At 67.1% G+C, this 23200-nt stretch carries 24 protein-coding genes and 3 tRNA genes; 10 read left to right on the forward strand and 17 right to left on the reverse strand.

The window, feature by feature from the left end; genetic code table 11:
* Positions 1–2 precede the first annotated feature (2 nt).
* The 6 genes from B9Y95_RS08625 to B9Y95_RS08650 all read right to left on the reverse strand — a co-directional run bounded on the left by B9Y95_RS08625 (position 3) and on the right by B9Y95_RS08650 (position 4222).
* Entirely contained in the window at positions 3–962 is a 960-nt protein-coding gene (locus B9Y95_RS08625; protein WP_085511481.1) for an ABC transporter ATP-binding protein, read from the reverse strand.
* On the reverse strand, positions 959–1183 hold the full coding sequence (locus B9Y95_RS08630) for a helix-turn-helix transcriptional regulator (protein ID WP_079704339.1): 225 nt from the start codon (positions 1181–1183) through the stop codon (positions 959–961). Before B9Y95_RS08630 ends, B9Y95_RS08625 begins: the two co-directional genes overlap by 4 nt.
* On the reverse strand, positions 1180–1602 hold the full coding sequence (locus B9Y95_RS08635) for a hypothetical protein (RefSeq protein WP_085511482.1): 423 nt from the start codon (positions 1600–1602) through the stop codon (positions 1180–1182). The genes B9Y95_RS08630 and B9Y95_RS08635 overlap by 4 nt, the downstream gene beginning before the upstream one ends.
* Entirely contained in the window at positions 1599–2615 is a 1017-nt protein-coding gene (locus tag B9Y95_RS08640; protein ID WP_159453359.1) for an ABC transporter permease, read from the reverse strand. Before B9Y95_RS08640 ends, B9Y95_RS08635 begins: the two co-directional genes overlap by 4 nt.
* A 251-nt stretch (positions 2616–2866) precedes the next feature.
* Positions 2867–3544, reverse strand: coding sequence for a hypothetical protein (locus B9Y95_RS08645; protein ID WP_143736385.1), 678 nt, complete (start codon positions 3542–3544; stop codon positions 2867–2869).
* A 60-nt stretch (positions 3545–3604) separates the two neighbouring features.
* Positions 3605–4222: a helix-turn-helix domain-containing protein gene (locus tag B9Y95_RS08650; RefSeq protein WP_085511485.1), complete on the reverse strand. Its 618-nt coding sequence runs from the start codon at positions 4220–4222 to the stop codon at positions 3605–3607.
* A gap of 115 nt (positions 4223–4337) precedes the next feature.
* Between B9Y95_RS08650 and B9Y95_RS08655 the strand changes: the two genes are divergently transcribed.
* Positions 4338–5495: a globin domain-containing protein gene (locus B9Y95_RS08655; protein WP_085511486.1), complete on the forward strand. Its 1158-nt coding sequence runs from the start codon at positions 4338–4340 to the stop codon at positions 5493–5495.
* A 74-nt stretch (positions 5496–5569) separates the two neighbouring features.
* Here the strand turns inward: B9Y95_RS08655 and B9Y95_RS08660 are convergent.
* Positions 5570–5656, reverse strand: a tRNA-Leu gene (locus B9Y95_RS08660).
* A 238-nt stretch (positions 5657–5894) separates the two neighbouring features.
* Between B9Y95_RS08660 and B9Y95_RS08665 the strand changes: the two genes are divergently transcribed.
* From B9Y95_RS08665 to pknB, 7 genes are all read left to right on the forward strand, one after another.
* Entirely contained in the window at positions 5895–6641 is a 747-nt protein-coding gene (locus B9Y95_RS08665; protein WP_085511487.1) for an FhaA domain-containing protein, read from the forward strand.
* On the forward strand, positions 6638–7174 hold the full coding sequence (locus B9Y95_RS08670) for an FHA domain-containing protein FhaB/FipA (RefSeq protein ID WP_064294019.1): 537 nt from the start codon (positions 6638–6640) through the stop codon (positions 7172–7174). Before B9Y95_RS08665 ends, B9Y95_RS08670 begins: the two co-directional genes overlap by 4 nt.
* Before the next feature lie 4 nt (positions 7175–7178).
* Positions 7179–8423 (forward strand): Stp1/IreP family PP2C-type Ser/Thr phosphatase, encoded by a 1245-nt coding sequence (locus tag B9Y95_RS08675; RefSeq protein WP_085511488.1) that lies wholly within the window; start codon positions 7179–7181, stop codon positions 8421–8423.
* Positions 8413–9810 carry an FtsW/RodA/SpoVE family cell cycle protein gene (locus B9Y95_RS08680; RefSeq protein WP_085511489.1) on the forward strand — a complete coding sequence of 466 codons (1398 nt, stop codon included), beginning with the start codon at positions 8413–8415 and terminating at the stop codon, positions 9808–9810. Before B9Y95_RS08675 ends, B9Y95_RS08680 begins: the two co-directional genes overlap by 11 nt.
* Entirely contained in the window at positions 9807–11282 is a 1476-nt protein-coding gene (locus B9Y95_RS08685) for a peptidoglycan D,D-transpeptidase FtsI family protein (protein ID WP_085511490.1), read from the forward strand. Before B9Y95_RS08680 ends, B9Y95_RS08685 begins: the two co-directional genes overlap by 4 nt.
* Positions 11279–13030 carry a serine/threonine-protein kinase gene (locus tag B9Y95_RS08690; RefSeq protein ID WP_085511491.1) on the forward strand — a complete coding sequence of 584 codons (1752 nt, stop codon included), beginning with the start codon at positions 11279–11281 and terminating at the stop codon, positions 13028–13030. Before B9Y95_RS08685 ends, B9Y95_RS08690 begins: the two co-directional genes overlap by 4 nt.
* Before the next feature lie 102 nt (positions 13031–13132).
* A complete protein-coding gene (gene pknB, locus B9Y95_RS08695; RefSeq protein WP_085511492.1) occupies positions 13133–14824 on the forward strand; it encodes a Stk1 family PASTA domain-containing Ser/Thr kinase in 1692 nt (563 codons plus the stop codon).
* Positions 14825–14998: 174 nt separating this feature from the next.
* Here pknB and B9Y95_RS08700 read toward each other — a convergent pair whose 3' ends face one another.
* Genes B9Y95_RS08700 through B9Y95_RS08705 form a run of 3 tightly spaced genes read right to left on the reverse strand, consistent with a single transcriptional unit; the run spans position 14999 to position 16601 of the window.
* Positions 14999–15634: an anthranilate synthase component II gene (locus B9Y95_RS08700; RefSeq protein WP_085511493.1), complete on the reverse strand. Its 636-nt coding sequence runs from the start codon at positions 15632–15634 to the stop codon at positions 14999–15001.
* Positions 15631–15792: a hypothetical protein gene (locus B9Y95_RS20830; protein ID WP_162852296.1), complete on the reverse strand. Its 162-nt coding sequence runs from the start codon at positions 15790–15792 to the stop codon at positions 15631–15633. Before B9Y95_RS20830 ends, B9Y95_RS08700 begins: the two co-directional genes overlap by 4 nt.
* A gap of 2 nt (positions 15793–15794) precedes the next feature.
* Entirely contained in the window at positions 15795–16601 is an 807-nt protein-coding gene (locus tag B9Y95_RS08705; protein WP_143736387.1) for a class E sortase, read from the reverse strand.
* Between the two features lie 78 nt (positions 16602–16679).
* Between B9Y95_RS08705 and B9Y95_RS08710 the strand changes: the two genes are divergently transcribed.
* A complete protein-coding gene (locus B9Y95_RS08710; protein ID WP_064294026.1) occupies positions 16680–16925 on the forward strand; it encodes a cell division protein CrgA in 246 nt (81 codons plus the stop codon).
* Between the two features lie 325 nt (positions 16926–17250).
* On the opposite strand, the gene B9Y95_RS08715 is transcribed toward B9Y95_RS08710, so the two are convergent.
* Both B9Y95_RS08715 and B9Y95_RS08720 read right to left on the reverse strand, forming a co-directional pair.
* Positions 17251–17943: a rhomboid family intramembrane serine protease gene (locus B9Y95_RS08715; protein WP_234994030.1), complete on the reverse strand. Its 693-nt coding sequence runs from the start codon at positions 17941–17943 to the stop codon at positions 17251–17253.
* A gap of 165 nt (positions 17944–18108) precedes the next feature.
* A complete protein-coding gene (locus B9Y95_RS08720) occupies positions 18109–18666 on the reverse strand; it encodes a peptidylprolyl isomerase (protein ID WP_064294028.1) in 558 nt (185 codons plus the stop codon).
* Between the two features lie 104 nt (positions 18667–18770).
* Between B9Y95_RS08720 and B9Y95_RS08725 the strand changes: the two genes are divergently transcribed.
* Positions 18771–19295: a hypothetical protein gene (locus B9Y95_RS08725; RefSeq protein WP_085511495.1), complete on the forward strand. Its 525-nt coding sequence runs from the start codon at positions 18771–18773 to the stop codon at positions 19293–19295.
* Between the two features lie 70 nt (positions 19296–19365).
* On the opposite strand, the gene B9Y95_RS08730 is transcribed toward B9Y95_RS08725, so the two are convergent.
* The 5 genes from B9Y95_RS08730 to gyrA all read right to left on the reverse strand — a co-directional run bounded on the left by B9Y95_RS08730 (position 19366) and on the right by gyrA (position 23173).
* The gene (locus B9Y95_RS08730; RefSeq protein WP_085511496.1) at positions 19366–19788 is read right to left on the reverse strand and encodes an NUDIX hydrolase; all 423 of its coding nucleotides are present in this window, start codon (positions 19786–19788) and stop codon (positions 19366–19368) included.
* 74 nt (positions 19789–19862) lie between these two features.
* Positions 19863–19935 (reverse strand) — tRNA-Ala (locus B9Y95_RS08735).
* A 55-nt stretch (positions 19936–19990) separates the two neighbouring features.
* A tRNA-Ile gene (locus tag B9Y95_RS08740) sits at positions 19991–20064 on the reverse strand.
* Positions 20065–20151: 87 nt separating this feature from the next.
* On the reverse strand, positions 20152–20559 hold the full coding sequence (locus B9Y95_RS08745; RefSeq protein ID WP_056010202.1) for a DUF3566 domain-containing protein: 408 nt from the start codon (positions 20557–20559) through the stop codon (positions 20152–20154).
* The gene (gene gyrA / locus B9Y95_RS08750; protein ID WP_085511497.1) at positions 20549–23173 is read right to left on the reverse strand and encodes a DNA gyrase subunit A; all 2625 of its coding nucleotides are present in this window, start codon (positions 23171–23173) and stop codon (positions 20549–20551) included. Before gyrA ends, B9Y95_RS08745 begins: the two co-directional genes overlap by 11 nt.
* Between the last annotated feature and the right edge of the window lie 27 nt (positions 23174–23200).

Raw genomic sequence — 23200 nt, forward strand, 5'->3', positions numbered from 1 at the left:
CCTCATGGGCTGTGGGCCCGGTCGCCCTCGGCTGCTGACGCCGGCCGATTCGCGAGATCGATGAAGAGATCCTCGAGTGACCCGTGCGCCACTCGGAACCCGCGCGGTCTGAGACCGGAGGAGAAGGTGAGGCGGCGCAGCACGGCGTCAGGGTCGTCGGTCACGATCCCGACCAGGCTGACGGCGCCCTTCGCCGTCACGGTGATCTCACCGGGGATGTCGTGGGAACGCAGCTCGTCCGCGGTGGTCCGGCCGGGGACCTCGAAGGTGACCGTGGCCGTGGCGGCGTGTTCCCGGACCAGGGTCTCCGGCTCCCCCGAGGCGGCGATCGCGCCGTCCACGAGGACGGCGATCCGGTCGCAGACCTGGGTGGCCTCGTCCATGTGGTGCGTCGAGAGCAGGATCGTGGTCCCGCGTTCCTGCTGGCGCCGGATGATGCTCCAGAGGTTCCGTCGAGCCTGCGGGTCGAGTCCGGCCGACGGCTCGTCGAGGACGACGATCTCGGGATCGCCGATCAACGCGATGGCGATCAGCAGACGACGCTCCTGGCCCCCTGAGAGGTGCTTCACGCGCACGCGCCGTGCCTCGCCCAGATCGAGCTCGTCCAAGACCTCCTCCGGACGCCGCACGTCGCGGTAGAACGACGCGAAGAGGTCGAGCGTCTCCGCGACGGTCAGCGTCGGGAACAGGGTGGCGGCCTGCGGCTGCACCGCCATCCGCTCGGTCACGTATCGGCGGTCGATCGACGGGTCTCGCCCGAGCACCCGGACGGTTCCGTCGGTGGGACGGCGGAGTCCGACGATGGTCTCGAGCGTGGTGGTCTTCCCGGCGCCGTTCGGTCCCAGCAGTCCGAACACCTCGCCCGCATGGACCCGGAGGGAGACGTCGCGCAGGACGCTCCGGTCGCCGTAGCGCTTGCTGAGCCGGTCGACGGTGACGACCGCTCGGTCCGGTTCGTTCATCGTCGTCCTCCAGACGGCGGGGCGTCGTGTTCACCCGGGAAGAAGATCTCCTCGATCGGGCGTGAGAGCAATGCGGAGACCCGGAACGCCAACGGCAGGGACGGATCGTAGCGCCCGGTCTCGAGCGCGTTCACCGTCTGCCTGGAGACGCCGAGTGCTTCAGCGAACTGGACCTGCGTCCACCCGCGTTCGGTACGGAGGGCGCGGACGTCGTTCTTCATCGGGTTGCCCGGAAGGAGACGACGCCGATGGTCACACCCCAGACCGCCATCCCGCCGATGAACACCCACCATTCCGGCTGGGGGACGACGACACCGGCAGTCGACAGGAACACGACCGCGAGGCTGATCAGCATCGCCGCACCGAACCCGATGGCGAGACTCAGCACGATCAGTCCGCGCTGCAGTTCGTCAACACGGCGCACGTGCCGGACGAGTGCGATCACGATCCACACCACCGGCACGAGCGGGACGAGTGCGACCGCGACGGCTGCGGGCGATCCCGGCTCGGTGGGCAACAGCTCCGGCAGGAAGAGGAACGTCACGAGGAACCCGACGGCACCGGCCGCGATCTCCCACATGTATCTGCGGGACGCACGACGCTCCTGCGGCGTCGATCCCCGTGTCGTGTGCTCGTTCATGCTGCCACCTCTCGTTGCGTGTCGGACATCGTGGTCGCCCGCCCGTCGCGCTCGGACTGATCCCACTCGAACCACCGCACGGCGAGCGTTCCTGCTGCGACGGTGACGAGCGACATGAGCCCCCAGAGCGCGGGGACGGGGAGGAACGGTTCGGCCCCGGTCAGTGAGGCACTCGCGGCGGCGACGAACCAGGTGGTCGGCAGGCAGTTCATGGCGACCTGCACGGCGGCGGGCAGGATGGATTGCGGCAGAAGCCCACCCGAGGCGAACACGAGCCCGATCGTCACCAAAACCATCGTCTGTTGCGTCGCCTCGGCGTTCCGCGATCGGGCGGCGAACACCAGCGCCAGAGCGAACAGCATCGCCGCTCCGAGGAGGAACGAGACCCCCAGAGCGAAAAGGTCCACACCGTCGACGTACCTGCGCCAGACCGCGATCCCGGTCGTCAGCACCAGGATCCCCACCGCCACCAGCGCGCGCAAGGGGAGCTGCGCGAGGAGGAAGGTCGACCGTCGCAGCGGTGTCACGCCGAGCAGTCGGAGCAGCCCGCGCTCCCGCATCGCCACGAGCGGGACGGTCGTCCCGATGAACGCCAGGCTCGCGACCCCGACCAGGACCACGATCCCGAGGTTCTCCTGCAGCGGATCGATCTTGACGTCACCCTCGTCGTCCATCACCGTCACCCCGTGGGCCGTGACGCCTGCGTCGCGCAGCCCTCGCCAGATCGGGTCCCACGCAGCCTGATCCGCAGTGTCGAGCACCACCAGGGCACGCCCCTCGTGCACGGTCACCCGCGTGTTCCGATCGGGGGCGTCGTCGGCGACCACCCGCACACCGGCCCGCTCCAGAGCCGACGAGACTCCCGGGTCGTCCGTTTCCAGCGCGACGACCGGAGCAGGGCCCAGGACGACGAACGCGAGCCACATGGAGACGTAGATCACGAGGATGATGCCGGTCATGAACCACATCGAGATCCCGGTCAGTGGATTCCTGAGGACGTCGCGAGCGCTCATCGACGCCAGCCGCCCGAACGCGGTGCCAGCGCGGCGGGTCGACCTGTCGGTCGTCCTCATCGTCGGCGCACCTGGACGATCGGGTTCGAAATGACAAGGAAACCTGACATACGTCAAGTATGCTTGTCATGCAGCCGGGTGTCAAACCTCCTCGGCAGCACCACACGTCCATGGACTCGTCGGCCCGGCGTCGGGGGCGCCAGGATCAGCGTGTCGACCACGAGCGTCGAACCCGCCGCGACACGTCCTCGTCACCGCCGCGGGCGGGCGTGACCACCTTTGGCCAGATCCATGTACCAGTTGTAGAGCGAGGACCGCTCCGCCACGAGGTCGAGGTACACCTGCCGTGCGCGTTCATCGTCCGCCACCAGGAGGTAGCGCTCATCGTCGAGGATTCCTCCGACACCGGCGGTCGTCGTCTCGTACGCGTCCTGCTCCTCGATCGACGTCATCGACCGCAGCTCGTCGAGGTACCCGACGAGGACGGGAAGATAGGCGCCCTGCGCGATCCGCCAGGCGGCCTTCTCCTGCGCGCGCCGGAAGCAGATCGCCAGATCACGCGGGAGCGCGCGCGCAAGCGGTTCTGGATCCCCAGCCGTGCCGGACGCCGCGCCGAACGCCCTGGCGAAGTCGATCCGGAGTGAGTTGCCGTAGGGGCTGAACGCCGCGAGATCCCGGGTCGACTCGGCCGAGATGACGAGGGTGTAGCCGTCGCGGTACGCCAACGGACGGTGTGAACTGCGACGATCCGGCGTCGCGAGCGGCGCGGTCACCCACTCGCGGACGATCGCCGACGTGCGATCGCGGTCGTCGATGTGCGTCTCGGCGCTGCTGAACGCCGAGGAGTGGTCCGCCAGCAACTCCAACAGCACCCGACCATCGTGCAACATCGTGATCGCGATACTCACCGGCACTCGGGGGGTCTCCATGTCGACACGGTAACGGAGACCTGACATCCGTCGAGCATGTGACAGGCGAGGCCCGATGTGTCATCGGTCACCGTGTCGAGAATCGTGCGATCGTCGTCGCTCGAGCGAGAGACGACAGTCCGTCGGGGGCGCCGGGACGAGTCTGTCGACCACGAGCGGACCGGGCGACCGGGTGAGGACGTCCTCGATCACCGCGAGGTGCACGGCACACAGGACCTCCGGCCCGAGCGTCCGGAAGAGGTCCATCGCCGGGCACTGCAGCCGCAGAGCCAGCGACCCCGCCGGCTCGGGTTCGAACCCGAGCCGGTCGAGATGATCGTCGAGGACGTCCAGCTGCCCGTCGTCGTCTCCCGCCTCCTCCTGCAGGACGACCGCCCGGTACGCCTGACCCAGGCGGAGCGCCCGCTCGGTCACCTCGCGACCGTGGGCCGACCGTCCCGCGTGCTCTGCGGCGACGAAGAGGGTCCGAGGGCGCCCGCGGGTCGTGCGCGGCTCGCGCTCGGAGACGACGAGTCCACCGTTCGACAGAACGCGCAGGTGGTCGCGCACCGTACTCTCCGGCATGCCGACCGCTCGACCGAGCATGCCGGCAGAGCTGGCACCGTCTGCGAGGAGTTGCGCAAGGATGCGCAACCGAGGTCCCGAGGCGAGGACGGAGCGGATCGATCGAGCATCCATGTCCGTACTCTACATTTCAGCGGAGTGTATTTTCCGCGGGAATGTCGTCGACGATGCGACGGCCACCCGATCTACCGTCTGAGCGTGCGCCCACCCGGGCGCGGACAGGACCGACATGCTCACCGAAGCCACCCGCACGATCATCGCCGAGACCGCGCCCGTCATCGCCGGCAGGATGGAGACCATCACCACGTCGTTCTACGCGGCGTTGTTCGCAGACCACCCCGGACTGCTCGACGGCATGTTCAGCCGGACCAACCACGCCACCGGACAGCAGGCGGCCGTGCTCGCTGCTTCGATCGTCGCCTTCGCGACCGCCGCGTCGACGTCCGAGGAGGCCCCGGCTCACCTCGTCACGCGGATCGCCCACCGCCATGCCTCCCTCGGCGTCACGCCTGAGCAGTACCAGGTGGTCTACGAGTACCTCTTCCGCGCGATCGCCACAGATCTCGGCGACGCCGCCACCTCAGAAGTGGTCGCGGCCTGGAGCGAGGTCTACTGGCTGTTCGCCGACGTCCTCATCGCCGCCGAGCGCCGACTGTACGGCGCACAGGCGAACGACTCGCACTGGACTCCTTGGACGGTCTCGGAGAAGATCGTCACGACCTCGACGGTGACCGAGTTCATCTTCGTCCCGGCCGATGGGACGCCCGTCACTCCGGCGGTCGCCGGGAACTACGTCAGCCTCCGGGTCACGGCGCCGGACGGATCATCCCAGGCTCGCGCGTTCACCCTGCTGCGCCCGGGGACCGGCCGGAGCATCGCCGTCAAACGGGACCCTGACGGCGACGTCACGCCGGTGCTCCACGACGTCATCGAGGTCGGCGACGTGATCGAGCTGTCCAACCCGTATGGCGCGGTCGTCCTCGACGACGACCGGTCGCCGCTCGTCCTGATCTCCGCGGGTATCGGCTGCACGCCGACCGTGTCGTATCTCGAGGCCCTCGTCGCCACCGCCGACCCTCGAACGGTCCTCGTGCTCCACGCGGACCGCTCGCGCGAGGACTTCGCCTTCGCCGACCGCATCGCCTCGCTCGTCGATCGACTGCCCGACGCCCGGATGCAGACCTGGTTCGCGGACGACGTAGCGGCACCGAGGCTCGAGCTCGACCACGTCGCGCTGCCCGAGCACGCGACCCTCTCGATCTGCGGGCCTCTGGGGTTCATGCAGGTGCTGCGGGACACCGCCCGGTCATTGGGCATCCCCGAGGGACGCCTCCGCTACGAGATCTTCGGACCGGACGTCTGGCTCGCGACCGGTCGGCAGAGGTAGCACGCCGGGCCTGGCGGCCGGCCGGAGAACGACGAAGGCCCCCGATTCCTCGGGGGCCTTCGTGTCACATCCACTGGTGCGCGAGGCGGGACTTGAACCCGCACGCCCTTTCGAGCACTGGCACCTGAAGCCAGCGCGTCTGCCAATTCCGCCACTCGCGCGAGACACCAGACGTCACCGCTCTCGCGGCAACTTATCGAGGATAGCACGCGGAGCCCGAGTGGCAGAACACCGGAGATCCGCGCCAGAGCAGGACGAAACGGCCCCGACGGTCCGGCGCCGATGCTGATCTCCTGCTGCCGAGCGGGTGAACACCTGGCGTCGGCGCCCGCGTCGATTGGCCTCGTGTGCAGGCAAACCGTCTAACATTGCCTGGACACCGACACGAATCGAGAGACCGTGGGCATTCTGGACAACTTCGAGAAGGGACTCGAGCGCGCCGTCAACGGCGCCTTCGCGAAGACCTTCAAGTCCGGACTCCAGCCGGTCGAGATCACGAGCGCGCTCCGACGCGAGCTCGACACCAAGGCCGCCGTCGTCTCCCGCGACCGCATCCTCGTGCCGAACAAGTTCACCGTCCGCATGTCGCCCACCGATTTCGAGCGCATGGACGCCATCGGTCCCTCCCTCGTCGACGAACTCGGTTCGCTCGTGCAGAAGCACGCCAAGAGCCAGGGGTACTCCTTTCCGGGTGCCGTGACCATCCAGCTCTCCGGCGACCGCTCGCTCCCCGACGGCCTCGTCCAGATCGACAGCGTCAATCTCAAGGGCTCCGTCACCTGGGCGCCCGTGCTCGACATCGGCGGCAAGCGCTACCCGATCACGCAGGCCCGCACGGTCATCGGCCGCGGTACCGAGGCCGACATCACGATCCCCGACACCGGCACCTCGCGGAAGCACGTCGAGATCCTCTGGGACGGCAACGCCGGTCAGGCACGCGACCTCGGTTCGACGAACGGCTCGAAGCTCAACGGCCAGTCCTTCCGCCAGGCGGCCCTCTCCCCCGACTCCGTCATCGAGATCGGCCGCACGAGGATCGTGTTCCGGGTGGTAGCCAAGGCCGGCGGCTCCGATCGCCAGATGAGCGATGCGACCCGACGTCACGATGTGTCGTCGTTCGGCGACTCGTGGGGGGACGGCGCGTGAGCGAACTGACCCTGCTGGTCCTCCGCATCGGCTTCCTGCTCCTGCTCTGGACGTTCGTCTTCGGCATCGTCTACGCCCTCCGCACCGACCTCTTCGGTCCGCGCGTCCGGAAACCGCAGCAGCAGTCGTCGAACGGAGCTCCGGCCACCCCGCCGCAGCCGATGCGTGCCGCGACCGCCCCGGCCCCCAGTCGGCCCGCGGCCGGTGGATCGAGCGGCACGCCTCCGCGCGCCACGGTCGACAACACCTCGCGCCTCGTCATCGTGTCCGGCCCCAAGCAGGGCACCGAGCTCCCCCTCGGCCGCGAGCCGATCACCATCGGACGCTCAGCGGACTCCGGCCTCATCATCCGCGACGACTACACGTCCACGCATCACGCGCGCCTCATGCTCTGGAACGACGAGTGGATGGTCCAGGACCTCGATTCCACGAACGGCACCTTCCTCGCCGGCAAGCGCGTGAGCGTCCCGACGCAGATCCCGCTCGACACCCCCGTCAAGGTCGGCCAGACCAGTTTCGAGTTGCGGCGGTAACCCGGTGACGACCAGCGGCGCCGGCGCAGCGCTCTCCCACGTGGGTAAAGTGCGCTCAAACAACCAGGATTCCGGCTACTCCGGGCATCACCTGTTCGTCGTCGCCGACGGCATGGGTGGTCACGCCGGCGGTGACGTCGCGTCGGCGATGGCACTCAACCGCATCATCGAAGCCGACGAGCCGTACCCGTCCTCCGAAGCAGCTGAGGCGACGCTCCAGTCGGCGATCCTCGCGGCGAACTCCATCCTGGGCGACACGGTCTCGAAGCACCGCGAGCTGACGGGCATGGGCACCACGGTCTCCGCCCTCGCGGTCATCGGCAACGAGGTCGCCATCGCCCACATCGGCGACTCCCGGATCTACCTCTTCCGTGAGGGCGAGCTCAGCCAGATCACGGTCGACCACACCTTCGTCCAGCGCCTCGTGGACTCCGGCCGGATCACAGCCGAGGAAGCGATGGTCCATCCCCGCCGATCGGTGCTGATGCGCGTCCTCGGCGACGTCGACGCCTCCCCCGAGATCGACACGATGACGCTCGGGACGCAGCCGGGCGACCGTTGGGTCCTCTGTTCCGACGGCCTCTCGGGCGTGGTCGACGAGACGCACATCACCGCGACCCTCACCGAGCAGCTGTCAGCACAGCGCACTGCCGAGAAGCTCGTCCGGCAGAGCCTGGACCGCGGTGCCCCGGACAACGTCACCGTCGTGGTCGTCGACATCGTCGACGAGCCGGTGAGTGACGGCGAGCCCGTCGTCGTCGGCTCGGCCTCGAAGCCTGTGGCCTTCGCGCTCACCCCCTCGGTGAAGAAACCCTCGCTCATCCCCAACAGCTGGCTGCACCCCGGCCGAGTCACGTCGCTCGGCAACTCCCACTTCGAGCCCGCCTCCGAGGACTACCTCGACGAGCTCATCGAAGAGGACGAACGTCGCGCGAGACGTCGGCGCATCACCTGGCTCGTCGGCCTCATCGTGGTCATCATCGCGATCGTGGGTGGTGTCGTGCTCGGGTACGCGTGGACACAGACCCGGTACTTCGTGGGCGGCGACGCCGACACCGTCGTCATCTACCAGGGGATCCAGCAGGACGTCGGCCCCATCAAGCTCTCGAACGTCAAGGAGGACACGGGCATCCCGCTCGGCTCGCTCTCCGACTTCGACCGCCAGGCCGTCGACCAGACCATCAGCGCATCCTCGTTCACCGAGGCCCTCGACATCGTGAAACGTCTGCGGGTGACCGATGACCAGTGACGTCGCAGCCCCCATCCAAGCCGACACCGGCGTCATCAAGACGATGCGCCGACTCCGGCTGCCGAAGAAGCTCCGCAACCTGGAGCTCGCGCTGCTCATCTTCGCGTTCGCCATCAACGCGGTCGCGGTCATGCTCGTGCAGCTCGGCGCCCTCGGACACCTCGATTTCGCCCTGATCACCTTCGGCTCCGGCCTGTCGCTGCTGGTCCTCGCCTTCCACATCGTGTTGCGCTACACCGCGGCGGAGGCCGACCCGTTCCTGCTGCCGATCGCCACCGTGCTCGGCGGTATCGGCATCGCCGAGATCTACCGGATCGACATCGCGCTCGGCGACTCCGGGTGGGCGAGCGCCGCGGTCCGACAGATGGTGTGGAGTGCGATCGCGATCGCCGGAGCAATCGCCGTGGTCCTGATCATCCGCAACCACCGCGTCCTCTTCAAATACACCTACATCGCCGGCCTCTTCGCCTTCGTCCTCCTCCTGCTGCCCCTGTTGCCGGGCATCGGTCGCGAGGTCAACGGCGCCCGCGTCTGGATCGGCATCGGCGACGCGGTCACCTTCCAGCCCGGCGAGATCGCGAAGATCGCTCTGGCGGTGTTCTTCGCCGGTTATCTCGTTCGCACGCGCGACAGCCTCTCGATGGTCGGCAAGAAGTTCCTCGGGATCCAGTTCCCCCGTCTGCGCGACCTCGGCCCGATCCTCGTGGTGTGGGCGATGGCGATGGGCGTGATCGTCTTCCAGCGCGACCTCGGAACCGGTCTGCTCTACTTCGGCATGTTCCTCGTCATGCTGTACGTCGCGACGAGCCGCGCCAGCTGGATCATCATCGGCTTGACGATGTTCTTCGCCGGTGCGTTCATCGCCGGTCAGACCCTCTCCTACGTCGCCGGTCGTTTCCACAACTGGTGGGACGCCTTCAACCCGGAGGTGTTCGACCGCGACGGCGGCAGCTACCAGCTGGTGCAGGGCATCTTCGGCCTCGCCCACGGCGGACTGCTCGGTACCGGGCTCGGCCAGGGCATGCCCGAGATCACACCCGTCCCGCAGAGCGACTACATCATCGCCAGCCTCGGAGAGGAGCTCGGTCTCGCCGGCCTCTTCGCGATCTTCGCGCTCTATCTGCTGCTCGTCTCGCGGGGCTTCCGAGTCGGCTACGCCGGTACCGACGACTTCGGCAAGCTCCTCTCGATCGGCCTGGCGTTCACCGTCGCGCTGCAGGTCTTCGTCGTCGTCGGCGGCGTGACCCGCATCATCCCGCTCACGGGACTCACCACACCCTTCCTGGCGGCCGGCGGGTCGTCACTCGTCGCGAACTGGATCATCATCGCCGTCCTGCTCCGCATCTCCGACACGGTCCGGACCCAACCCAAGGCGGTGGTCTCATGAATCGCGAACTCAAGCGGGTGAGCATCGTCGTCCTGGCGATGTTCCTGGCGCTCTTCGGGTCGACCACGATCATCCAGATGTTCCAGGCCGACACCCTCAACGCCGACGGTCGCAACACGCGGACGCTCTACGACAGCTACCGGACCGAACGGGGTCCCATCCTGCTCTCGGACGGGACCGCCATCGCCTCGTCCGTTGCGAGCGACGACGAGTACAAGTACCAGCGTGTCTACGCGAACGGTCCGCTGTACGCGCCCGTCACCGGCTACTTCTCGCCCACCCAGGGCTCGTCCGGTCTCGAACTCGCGACGAACGAGTATCTGAGCGGCACGTCGAACTCCCAGTTCCTCGACTCCATCAACCGGCTCATCTCCGGACAGGCACCGAAGGGCGCGGCGGTCGAGGTCACCCTGGACCCCGTCGTGCAGCAGGCCGCCTTCGACGCACTCGGCGACCAGGAGGGCGCGATCGTCGCCATCGAGCCGAAGACGGGCAAGATCCTCGCCTCGGTGTCGAGCCCCGGCTACGATCCGAACGTTTTGGCCAGCCACGACAACGCGGCCGTGCTCGACGCCTACCGGACCCTCGACGACGACGACCGCCAGCCGCTCCTCAACAAGGGCGTCGACGGCGACCTCGACCCGCCCGGTTCCACGTTCAAGCTCGTCACGGCGGCCGCGGCGTTCGCCTCGGGCGACTACACGCCGGAGTCGGAGTTCCCGAACCCGTCCACCTACACGCTCCCCGGGACGAGCACCGTCATCCGCAACTCCGAGGGCGGAAGCTGCGGTGGAGGCGCGACGGTGTCGATCGCGACGGCGGTCGAACTCAGTTGCAACATCCCGCTCGCGGAACTCGGCGTCGAACTCGGCTACGAGAAGATCCGCGACATGGCGCAGAGCTTCGGCTTCAACATGGACGTCAACATCACCGGAACGGGACTCAACCCCATGCCGATGCAGCCGAGCACCTTCCCGAACGCGCTGAGTGACGACCAGACCGCCATGGCGGCCTTCGGGCAGTACACCGTGCGGGCCTCGGCACTCCAGATGGCCATGGTCTCGGCCGGCATCGCGAACGGTGGCATCGTCTGCAACCCGCAGCTGGTGAACCGCGTCGTGAACCCCGATCTGAGCGTCCTCAAGGAGTTCGAACCGGCGCAGCTGTCGCAGCCGATCTCGAGTTCGGTGGCCAAGGAGATCACGGACATCATGGTCCAGGGCGTCCAGAGCGGTGCTGCGACTAATGCAAGAATAGATGGGGTCGATGTGGCTGGAAAGACAGGCACGGCACAGAACGGATCCGACGATCCGTACACGCTGTGGTTCACCGGTTTCGCGCCTGCGGACGACCCGAAGGTCGCCGTGGCGGTCGTTGTAGAAGATGGCGGTGGACTCGGACAGGACGGTTACGGCAACCTCGTGGCCGCTCCGATCGCGAAGAAAGTACTAGAGGCGGTGCTGAACAAATGAGACCGACAGCCGGGCTGACCTTCGGGGGTCGCTACGAACTGCAATCTCGCATTGCGATCGGTGGCATGGGCGAGGTGTGGCAGGCCACTGACCTGGTCATCGGCCGGACCATCGCCATCAAGATCCTCAAGGACGAGTACATGGGGGACCCCGGGTTCCTCGAGCGGTTCCGTGCGGAGGCACGGCACGCCGCACTCGTGAACCACGAGGGCATCGCCAACGTCTTCGACTACGGCGAGGAGGACGGCAGCGCGTTCCTCGTCATGGAACTCGTGCCCGGTGAGGCTCTGTCCACCGTGCTCGAGCGCGAGCGTGTCCTGCCCACCGACAAGGTGCTCGACATCGTCGCGCAGACCTCCTCGGCACTCCAGGCCGCGCACGCCGCAGGCCTCGTCCACCGTGACATCAAGCCGGGCAACCTGCTCATCACGCCGGACGGCCGCGTCAAGATCACCGACTTCGGCATCGCCCGCATCGCCGACCAGGTGCCACTCACGGCCACCGGTCAGGTGATGGGCACCGTGCAGTACCTCTCGCCCGAGCAGGCGAGCGGGCACCCCGCCTCGCCCTCGACGGACATCTACTCGCTCGGCATCGTCGCGTACGAGTGCCTCGCCGGACGCCGTCCGTTCACGGGCGAGTCGCAGGTCGCCATCGCGATGGCGCAGATCAACGAGCAGCCGCCGGAACTCCCCGTCACGATCGCCGAGCCGGTCCGCCGGTTCGTCATGTCGATGATCGCGAAGAACCCGGTCGACCGTCCGGCATCGTCCGCCCACGTCGCGCGCGCCGCCCAGGCGCTCCGTCGAGGCGACCTCAACGCCGCGGCCGCAGCCGTACCGATGATCCTCGGTGGGGCCGGCGACGCCGCGACCACCGTCATGGACCAGACCCGCCGGATGCCCGCAGCCGACGACGCGACCACGCAGCTGCTGTCCGCCTCCGAGGCGGACCAGCTCGAGGACGACGTCGAGGGCGAGGGCGAGAAGAAGAAGCGCAGCAAGTGGACCTGGCCGCTCATCGGTCTCGTCGCCCTGCTCGTCATCGTGCTCGTCGGTTCGCTCATCGCGGTGTTCGCCAACCAGGGGAATGACGCAGGGGGCAAGACGCCGTCGGCGACATCGACCTCGGCCTCGCCGACCCCGTCGAAGACCCCGACCCCGACGCCCACACCGGTGCCCACGGTGTTCCCGATCAACCTGAGCGATCTCCAGGGCCGGTCCTTCGACGAGCTCAACGCGATCTTCAGCGCGACGCCGTACAACTTCAGCGTGTCGAAGAACGTCGGTAACGCAGCGACGTCGCCGGAGCAGGTCGACACGGTCTACGACGTCAACCCGACGGGTAACGTGAAGACGGGTTCAGCCATCACCCTCACCGTGTACGGCGAGATCGCTGTCATCAACCCACCCACGGAAGCGCCGAAGGTCGATCAGTCCAAGTTGAACGACGCCGGTCAGCTCGAGATCCCGAAGGACGCGACGTCGACGACCATCGCCGTCGACTGGGCTACCGTGCAGAACGCCTGCCCGACCGGCACGGACTTCCTCGGCTACACCGTGACGGTCGGCGGCGGTTTCTTCCAGAACAACGCATCGGGTCAGTTCGACGCCAACACGACCAGCGGCACGATCACGGTCGACGCCGCCGGTCAGCTGACCGTGTCCTACGCGGTCCGGTGCAGCACCGGCACGTCGGCGGCATCACCGGCATCGACGCCGATCGACGTGGTCAAGGCCACCGAGTAGTCACATCTCGTCGTGTGCTCTCAGGGTCATCCCTGAGAGCACACGAAGGGTGCCCGGGTAAGCTGTTAGTGTTTGTCCTCCAAGCGAATTCAGGGGTGGTACGTGGCTGACGATCAACGCCTGCTCGCAGGTCGATACGTCGTCGGCGACCTCATCGGTCGCGGGGGCATGTCCAACGTCTTCCGCGGCGTGGACACCAAGCTCGGTCGCACCGTCGCCATCAAGGTCCTGAAGTCCACCCTCGCCACCGACCCGGCGTTCCGCTCCCGTTTCCGTCAAGAGGCGCAGGCTGCCTCTCGGATGGCCCACCCCACGATCGTCCGCGTCTACGACGCCGGCGAAGAGCGGGTGAAGGACGGCTCGGGGCACGATCTCATCGAACCGTTCATCGTCATGGAGTACGTCGAAGGGCGCATGCTCAAGGACCTCATCGCCGAGGGACCCGTGGAGTCCGAGGAGGCCGTGCGCATCGCGCACAGCATCCTCACCGCACTGGAGTACTCCCACCGAGCCGGCGTCGTGCACCGTGACATCAAGCCGGGCAACGTCATGATCACCACGGCTGGCGACGTCAAAGTCACCGACTTCGGTATTGCGCGCGCCGTCTCGGATTCGTCCACGACGGTCGCCCAGACGACCGCCATCCTCGGCACGGCCGCGTACTTCTCGCCCGAGCAGGCCAAGGGCGAGACGGTCGACGCCCGGACCGACCTCTACTCCACCGGCGTCGTCCTGTTCGAGATGCTGACGGGCAAGGCACCCTTCCGGGGCGACACCGCCGTCGCCGTCGCCTATCAGCACGTGAGCGAGCGCCCGGTGAAGCCGAGCTCGATCAACCCGAAGGTGTCGCCGGCGCTCGACCAGGTCGTCCTCCGAGCCCTCGCGAAGGATCGCTTCGAGCGGTACCAGAGCGCCGTCGAGTTCCGTGAGGATCTCGACGAAGCAGGAGCGGGCCATGTTCCGGTCCGACGCGACGACCACGACTCACTGTTCGGCCCATCGCCGACGGCGGCGTCCAGCACCGAGCAGGCGATCCGTCAGCTCACCTCGGACGACACCGTGACGCGCACCCAGCGTCGGCCACCGGTCGTGTGGATCTGGGCCGCCATCGCCGGTATCGCCGTCATTCTGTTCTCACTCGTGTTCTGGGTGGTGCAGCTTCCGCCCGCGACGAGCATCTCCACGGACTCCCGAGAGGTGCCGGATCTCGTCGACGCCACGTGGGAGAGCGCGAACAGCACGATCGAGCAGCTCGAGCTCGTCCCGACCAAGTTCGACGAAGCGAGCAGCGACTACGAGGCGGGTCACGTCATCCGCACCGACCCGCCCGGCGGCACCACGGTGACCAAGAACACGCAGATCAAGGTCTACGTGTCGACCGGCCGTGCACAGGTCGAGGTCCCCGACGTCATCAACCAGTCCTCCGAGGCCGCGTGGGCTGCAGTCGCCGCCGCCGGCCTCACGCAAGGCTCCGTGACCCGCGAGAACTCGCCCACCGTGCCGGCAGGTGTCGTGCTGCGCATGGACCCCGGAGCTGGCACCTCCGTCGACCAGGGGGCCACGGTGAACCTCGTCGTCTCCAGCGGGAACGTCACGCTGACGGATGTCGTCGGGCAGCCGCTCCTCGATGCGACGAACTACCTCCAGGACGCGACGAGGCAGTTCACAGTGCAGCCGCAGGCGGACGCGACGTGCAAGGCTGTCGCCGGCGACCCGATCACGGCCATGTCACCCGCACCGGGCGACATCCCGCAGAAGTCGATCATCACGCTGACCTACTGCACCGGCCCGTAGGCTGCGCTGGCTCTTGGACCCGTCCAACGACGGTCCCTGAGCATGCTTTCCGGTACCTGAGTCTGCTTTCCGGTCCCGGAGCTTCCTTTCCGGTCCCTGAGTCTGCTTTCCGGTCCCTGAGCTTCCTTTCCGGTCCCTGAGTCTGCTTTCCGGTCCCTGAGCCTGTCGAAGGGCCTACCGGGTCATGAGCGGGCTGAGCCCACGTGCACGCTCATGCGCACTGGTGAGCCCGGCCGTCTCCAGCCAGTTCGCCAGGAGCTGGTAGCCGCCCTCGGAGAGAACCGATTCCGGATGGAACTGCACGCCGTGGATCGGGGCCTCACGATGGCGGAGTCCCATGATCACGCCGCTGGTCGTGCGGCTCGTCACGACGAGCTCCTCGGGCACGCTGCCGTCGACGACGGCGAGCGAGTGATACCTGGTGGCGTTGAACTGCTGTGGGATTCCGCGGTAGAGGGCACTCCCGTCGTGTTCCACGAGCGAGCTCTGTCCGTGCATCAGCTCGTCGGCGGTGTGCACGGTCGCTCCGAACGCCTCGGCGATCGCCTGGTGTCCGAGGCACACCCCGAGGAGTGACGTGCCGGTGCGGTACGCCGCGCGCACGGTGGCCATCGATATCCCGGCGTCAGCGGGTCGGCCGGGTCCGGGCGAGACGAGCACGCCGTCGAACCCGCGGATCCGCTGCTCGAGGTCGTCGAGCGCGATGCCGTCGTTCTGCACGACGACGGTCTCTGCACCCAGTTGTTCGACGTACCCGTTCAGCGTGTAGACGAAGCTGTCGTAGTTGTCGATGACCAGGACGCGGGTCATTCGTCGCCGACGGTCACATTCTGATCGACGATGAACGAGTCGACGTAGGGGAACACCCAGGTGAAGAGTGCGGCCACGACCGCCACGAACAGGACGACGAGGATGATGATCCTCAGCCAGACGGGTCCGGGCAGGACCCTCCAGAGTGCGCCGTACATCGTCAGCCTCCAGCGGCCGCGACGGACGCGGCGATCTCGGCGGGTGGCCCGGCGGACAGCGGCTGCCAGGACTCGTACACCGCGTAAGCGATACTGCGTTCCGCCGTCGAGTAGAGCGGGTTGCAGGTGGTCAGGGTGAGGATGCGCTGCGTGGGTGCGACGCCGTCGACCTGAGGGACGGGGTTGAGGACGTCGACCTGGGTGGGCAACACGTAGGTGATGTTCCGGAACACGTAGGTGTAATAGCCGTCGGCCGTCTGGACATAGACCTTGTCGCCGATCTGCAGGTCGCTGATCAGGGTCATCGCGCCGCCGTAGGCCTTACGGTGACCGGCGACGACGAAGTTGCCGACCTCTCCGGGCATCTGGGTGCTCGGGTAGTGACCGACGCCGAGGTCGAAGCTGTTGAGGACGGTCGCGGTGTCGACACCCTCCGCCACGACGCGACGGTAGTCGGCGCCGTACCGGGGCACGTAGAGCACGGCGAACGGGTCGCCCGGCGCGGGGCGGGCGGTGACGGGCGGCTCACCGTAGTTCGGCGCGCCGGATGCATCGACGGTCGGTTCGGGCGCCGGAGCGGTCTCGGCGTTCTTGATCCACTCCTGCGACTGGCTCGACGCGGCGTTCGCCTGGCTGCCGGCCATGATCATGTCGTTCCACCAGAGCTGCCAGGCGAGGAACAGCAGGACGACCATGCCCGCCGTGATGAGCAGCTCGCCGGCGACCCCGAAGACGCTGATGCGGTGCTTCGACGGCGCTCTGCGCTCAGCGGCGCGTGCGCTCGCTCGCGAAGGTAGGTCGTCGGTCACGCCTGGATTCTACCGAGAAGAACTCGGGATCGGCTGACCCCCGAGGCACCGATTGGGGTGAACAGGTAGAATGTCGGCATGGCACGCACGAAGTCACGAAGCAAACCGTCCCGCGAACCCGAGCAGACGAGCGGCGAACCCGCACCGAACGCGGTCTGGTTCAAGCCGGTCATGTTCGGTTTCATGCTCCTCGGCCTCGCCTGGATCGTCGTCTACTACCTGAGCGGCACGCTGCTCCCGATCCAGTCGCTGGGACCGTGGAACATCCTCGTCGGCTTCGGCATCGCCTTCATCGGCTTCCTCATGACCACCAGGTGGCGTTAGCCCCCTCACTTCACGTCGTGCACAGCGGGTCGTCCTCTCGGACGGCCCGCTGTTTCTTGTACCGGGCACCGACATGACGAGTTCTCCACAGGAATGTGGAGAACTTCCGAGTTATCCACATGTCGATGTGGAGAAACGCCGGGAGCCCCGGAAACACGGGGAACCACACCGGTGTAATTATCCCCAGTGTTCATAACTCTGTGGATAACTCGGGCAACCTTCGACTTCTGCTGCAGGGTTACGGCTCACGATCGAGGGCACCACTGGTCCGCGCCCGGTCGACGAGCCGAACCCGGTCACTGAGCCTGTCGAAGTGCGGTCCCGCTCAGAGCAGGGCGGGGAGCAGGCTGGCGCCCACGAGGACGACGCTCAAGGCGCCGATCAGGACCGCCTGGAGTGGCTGCTGGGTGCGCTTCCGGGTGTTGACGAGGATGAGGCCGACGAGGGCGCCTCCGACGAGGCCGCCCAGGTGGGCCTGCCAGGCGATGTTCACGTCGGGGATGAAGCCGATGACGAGGTTGATGCCCAGGAGCACCAGCAGCCCGCGGGTGTCGGCACCCATGCGTCGCTGGATGACGAGGAACGCGCCGAGGAGACCGAAGATCGCGCCCGAGGCGCCGACGACGGCCGTCCTCGGGTCGGCGAGGAACAGGACACCGACTGAACCGGCGAACCCGGCGACCAGGTAGAGCGCGAGGAACCGCCAGTGCCCGAGCATGGTCTCGAGGATCCGCCCGAAGATCCAGAGCGTGTACATGTTCAGCAGGATGTGGAAGATGAAGCCCTGCGAGTGGACGAACACGGCGGTCAGCATCCGCCAGGGCTGGAGGGCACCGTACGACGGATCGGAATACACGCCGGCGTAGAGGAGCGCGTTCGTGACGCCGAGCCCGGGGATCCACTGCAGCAGGAACACCAACGCCGTCACGGCGATGATCGCGTACGTGACGATGGGGGAGGAGTTGCTGATCCTCGCGCCGAGACGGTTGCGAGGGGCGCTCTGTCGCTGCGCCTTCATGTCCTCCGGACAGATGAAACCGACTGCCCCGGGCGTCTGGCACTCTCCGCAGATCGTCCGGCCGCAACGCTGGCAGAGCACGAAGCTCTGTCGGTCGGGGTGGCGATAGCAGAAGTTGGCCGACGGATCCCGGGGCAGGGTCACGGTCTGTCCTCCGAGCGGGGTCTAGGCCTCGGAGATGGTGACGCTCTCGAGGACGACGGGCTCGATCGGCTTGTCGCCGGCACCGGTCGGGACGGCCTGGATGGCGTCGACGACCGCGCGGGACTCGGCGTCGGCGACCTCACCGAAGATGGTGTGCTTGCCCTGGAGCCACTGCGTGGGAACGGTGGTGATGAAGAACTGCGAACCGTTCGTGCCCTCGACGGCGCCCGTGATGGCGTTGCGGCGCTTGCCGGCGTTCGCCATGGCGAGGATGTAGGGCTCGTCGAAGTTGAGCTCCGGGTGGATCTCGTCGTCGAAGTTGTAGCCGGGGCCACCGGTTCCGGTTCCGAGCGGGTCGCCGCCCTGGATCATGAACGCGGGGATGATGCGGTGGAAGATGAGGTCGCTGTACAGCGCGTCGTTCCGGGTCTGGCCCGTCTTCGAGTCCGTCCACTCGCGCCCGCCGGTCGCCAGGTCGGTGAAGTTCTTGACCGTCTTGGGAGCGTGGTCCCCGAAGAGGTTGACCTTGATCTCACCGTGGTTGGTGTGCAACGTGGCGACTGCGGTGTGCTTTGACATACTCCCAATTCTTGCACAAGGGTTCGGGACTCTCGGATGGTATCCAGGGGTCTAAGTGGCAAGATGGAGGTTACGTTGTTGCCGCGATCATTGGAGATGACCACATGAGCCTGTCACGCAAGCGCCGGAAAGAGCTCAAGAAGCTCAAGGGTTCCGCTGCCGACCTCTGGGACTCCCAGCAGGATGTCCTGAACCACGCCAACGAAGTCGCTCGTGAGGTGAGCCGTCAGCTCGGGAACTACTCGAAGGAGCAGGTGGTCCCCGTCGTGCGCGACACCTACGAGCACCGCGTCGTCCCGACGGTCGACCGGGGGATCAAGGTCTCCCGCAACGCCGTCGACGGTGTGCGGAAGGGCATCTCGGATGGCGTCGTCCCCGCTGTCGGTGGCGTCGTCGGTACGGTGCTGAGCATCGGCGACATCGCCAAGGACACCCGCGTGCAGGCGGCTCTCCGCCGACTCCACGTCCCCGAGCAGGTGCTGCCCGCCAAGAAGGGCGCGAGCGCCGGTACCGTCATCGCGATCGGCCTCGGCGTCCTCGCCGCTGCCGGTGTCGCCTACGCCGTCTGGCAGACGTTCCGCGCAGACGACGAGCTGTGGGTCTCCGACGAGGAGCCTGCCGCTTCCTGATCTCGCTTCGCACGACGCAGCCCCTCGCCGGTTCCGACCGGGGAGGGGCTTCGTGTTGTGACGGCTGTGCTCAGATGAGGCCGGCGAAGCGTCGTCCGACGTCGACGAGGCTGACGCGGTCGAGTGAGCCGACCTCCTCGAGCGGGTACCACGCGGCGTAGTCGGTGCTGCCGTCCGCCTCGTAGGTCAGCGTGCCGCCGGTGAGGTGCGCCCGGTAGACGATGCGCAGCGTGTGGAGCGGCCCGATGGCCGTCGTGCTGAGGCGGCGCTCCGCCGGCACGACCTGCGAGTCGGCGCCGATCAGCTCGTCGAGCTCCGCGTGGTAGCCGGTCTCCTCGAACACCTCACGGACCGCGGCGTCGGCCGGGTCCTCTCCGGGGTCGATCCCGCCACCCGGGAGCGTCCATCCGCTGTGTCCGCTCTCGTTCCAGTGGGAGAGGAGCATGCCCCGTTCGTCGATGATGACGGCATAGGCAGCGACGCGGATATCCATGCCGCCAGCCTAACCGCCGGTCCCTGCGACAACGGAGAACGCCCCCGGCGTCTGCCGAGGGCGTTTCTGGACTGTGGAGCCTGGGAGAATCGAACTCCCGACATCCTGCTTGCAAAGCAGGCGCTCTACCAACTGAGCTAAGGCCCCGGATGGAGCAGATCCGGAGATCCGATCCAATCGGTGTGTTGCTGGTCGTGCAGGGTGGGGCTACCAGGACTTGAACCTGGGACCTCTTCGTTATCAGCGAAGCGCTCTAACCGCCTGAGCTATAGCCCCGTTTTGAACCTTGTTGAGACTACCCGATTCCCGCCGCAACTCATAATCGAGCGGCGCCGCGCGGGGCGGCGCCGACCCGACGGAGCGTCAGTTGTTGGTGAACCCGACGAGGAGGCCACCCGTGATCTTCACGCTGAGGTTGTAGAGCCCCGCGAGGAGGGCTCCCATCAGCGTGATGACGATGAGGTTGAGCAGCGCCACGATGCCCGCGAAGGCCATGACCTGCGGCAGGTTGACGTACTGGAGGATGTTGTTCCCCGGGCCGGCGATGTCGGTGAACAGGCCACCGACCTTCGTGAAGACACCGGTGGTGTTGAGCACCGTGTAGACGAGGAAGAAGAACACCACGATGACCACGGCGACCGCGATCGCCGCCAAGAACGACAGCTTCACCGCCGACCAGAAGTCGATGTACACCAGCTTCAGGCGCACCTGCTTGGTGCTGGTGCGTTTGGTCGACTTCTTGGCCAACTTCTCTGCGACGCTACTGCTCATCTACTTCTTCCTTCATCGCCGGAGTCTCGTCCGGCACGGATGCCTCGGGTGCTGCACCCTCCGTGGCGGCTGCGTCTGCAACCGTCTCCGGAACATCCTGGGTCTCAAGGTTTCGGTCACTGTTCTTGGCCAGCGCGATGATTCGGTCGCTCTCCGCGAAACGTGCGAAGACGACGCCCATCGTGTCGCGCCCCTTCGCTGGAACTTCGGCCACGGCAGACCTTACCACCTTGCCACTGGCAAGAACCACAAGGACCTCGTCGCTCTCGTCGACGATCAACGCGCCCGCGAGGGTGCCTCGATCGTCGTTCAGCTTGGCCACCTTGATGCCCAGACCGCCGCGGTTCTGGCCGCGGTACTGGTCGATGTTGGTGCGCTTCGCGTAGCCGCCCTCGGTCACGACGAAGACGAACGCCTCGCGTTCCTCACCCTCGACGGACGGAAGCACCGACGCCGAGAGCAGCTTGTCGTCGTCGCGGAAGTGCATGCCGATGACGCCGCTCGTCGCGCGTCCCATCGGCCGCAGGGTCTCGTCGCTGGCCGTGAAGCGGATCGACATGCCCTTGCGGGACACCAGCAGGACGTCGCTGTCGTTCTCCACGAGCAGCGCGGAGGTGAGCTCGTCGCCCTCGCGCAGGTTGATCGCGATGATGCCGCCCGAGCGGTTCGTGTCGTACTCCGAGAGCGCCGTCTTCTTGACGAGGCCGTCGTGCGTCGCGAGCACCAGGTACGTCGCGGCCTCGTAGTCGCGGATGTCGAGGATCTCCGCGATCTCCTCGTCCGGCTGCATGGCGAGCAGGTTGGCCACGTGCTGGCCCTTGGCGTCGCGGCCGGCCTCCTGCAGCTCGTAGGCCTTCGCGCGGTACACGCGACCCTTCGTCGTGAAGAAGAGGAGCCAGTGGTGCGTCGTCGTCACGAAGAAGTGGTCGACCACGTCGTCCGCGCGCAGCTGGGCACCCTTGACGCCCTTGCCACCGCGGTGCTGCTGACGGTAGTTGTCGCTGCGCGTGCGCTTGATGTACCCGCCGCGGGTGACGGTGATGACCATCTCCTCTTCGGGGATCAGGTCTTCCATGTTCATGTCGCCGTCGAACCCGAACATGATCTCGGTGCGGCGGTCGTCGCCGTACTTGTCGACGATCGCGGTCAGTTCCTCGCTGACGATCTCGCGCTGGCGGACCGGCTTCGCGAGGATGTCCTTGAGGTCGGCGATCTGCGCTTCGATCTCGGCGGCCTCGTCGATGATCTTCTGACGCTCGAGGGCGGCGAGACGACGCAGTTGCATGTCGAGGATCGCGCTGGCCTGGAGCTCGTCGATCTCGAGGAGGTCCATGAGGCCCGTGCGCGCTTCGTCGGCGGACGGCGAGCGACGGATGAGCGCGATGACCTCGTCCAGCGCGTCGAGCGCCTTCAGGTAGCCGCGGAGGATGTGTGCGCGCTCCTCCTTCTTGCGGAGTCGGAACACGGTGCGGCGGACGATGACCTCGACCTGGTGCGTCACCCAGTTGGTGATGAACCCGTCGAGCGGCAGCGTGCGCGGGATGCCGTCGACGATCGCGAGCATGTTCGCGCCGAAGTTGTCCTGCAGCTGCGTGTGCTTGTAGAGGTTGTTGAGGACGACCTTCGCGACCGCATCGCGCTTCAGCACGATGACGAGCCGCTGGCCGGTGCGACCGGAGGTCTCGTCGCGGATGTCGGCGACGCCGCCCAGGCGACCCTCCTTGACGAGGTCGGCGATCTTCAACGCGAGGTTGTCGGGGTTCACCTGGTACGGGAGCTCGGTGACGACGAGGCAGGTCCGGCCCTGGATCTCCTCGACGTTCACGACGGCCCGCATCGTGATGGAACCGCGACCCGTGCGGTAGGCGTCCTGGATGCCCTTGATACCGAGGATCTGCGCGCCGGTCGGGAAGTCCGGCCCCTTGATGCGCTGCATGAGCGCCTCGAGGAGCTCTTCCCGGCTGGCCTCCGGGTTCGCCAGGTGCCAGAGGGCACCGTCGGCGACCTCGCGGAGGTTGTGCGGCGGGATGTTCGTGGCCATGCCGACCGCGATGCCGACGGAACCGTTGACGAGCAGATTCGGGAAGCGCGCCGGCAGGACGACCGGCTCCTGGGACTCGCCGTCGTAGTTGGGCTGGAAGTCGACGGTCTCCTCGTCGATGTCGCGCACCATCTCCATGGCGAGCGGGGCCATCTTCGTCTCGGTGTACCGAGGGGCTGCCGCGCCGTCGTTGCCCGGTGAGCCGAAGTTGCCCTGGCCGAGCGCCAACGGGTACCGCAGGCTCCACGGCTGCACGAGGCGGACGAGCGCGTCGTAGATGGCCGTGTCGCCGTGCGGGTGGAACTGACCCATGACGTCGCCGACGACGCGCGCGCACTTGGAGAACGAACGGTCGGGGCGGTAGCCGCCGTCGTACATCGCGTAGATCACGCGGCGGTGGACGGGCTTCAGGCCGTCGCGGACGTCGGGCAGGGCACGGCCGACGATGACACTCATCGCGTAGTCGAGGTAGCTGCGTTGCATCTCGAGCTGCAGGTCGACCTGGTCGATCCGTCCGTGCACGCCGTGGTCCTCGTCCGGGACCGTGATCTCGTCGTTGGTTTCGTCTGCCATGTTCTCTTACTTCTCCTGGTCCCTGAG

This window comes from Plantibacter flavus (assembly GCF_900177615.1).
Lineage (GTDB): Bacteria > Actinomycetota > Actinomycetes > Actinomycetales > Microbacteriaceae > Plantibacter > Plantibacter flavus.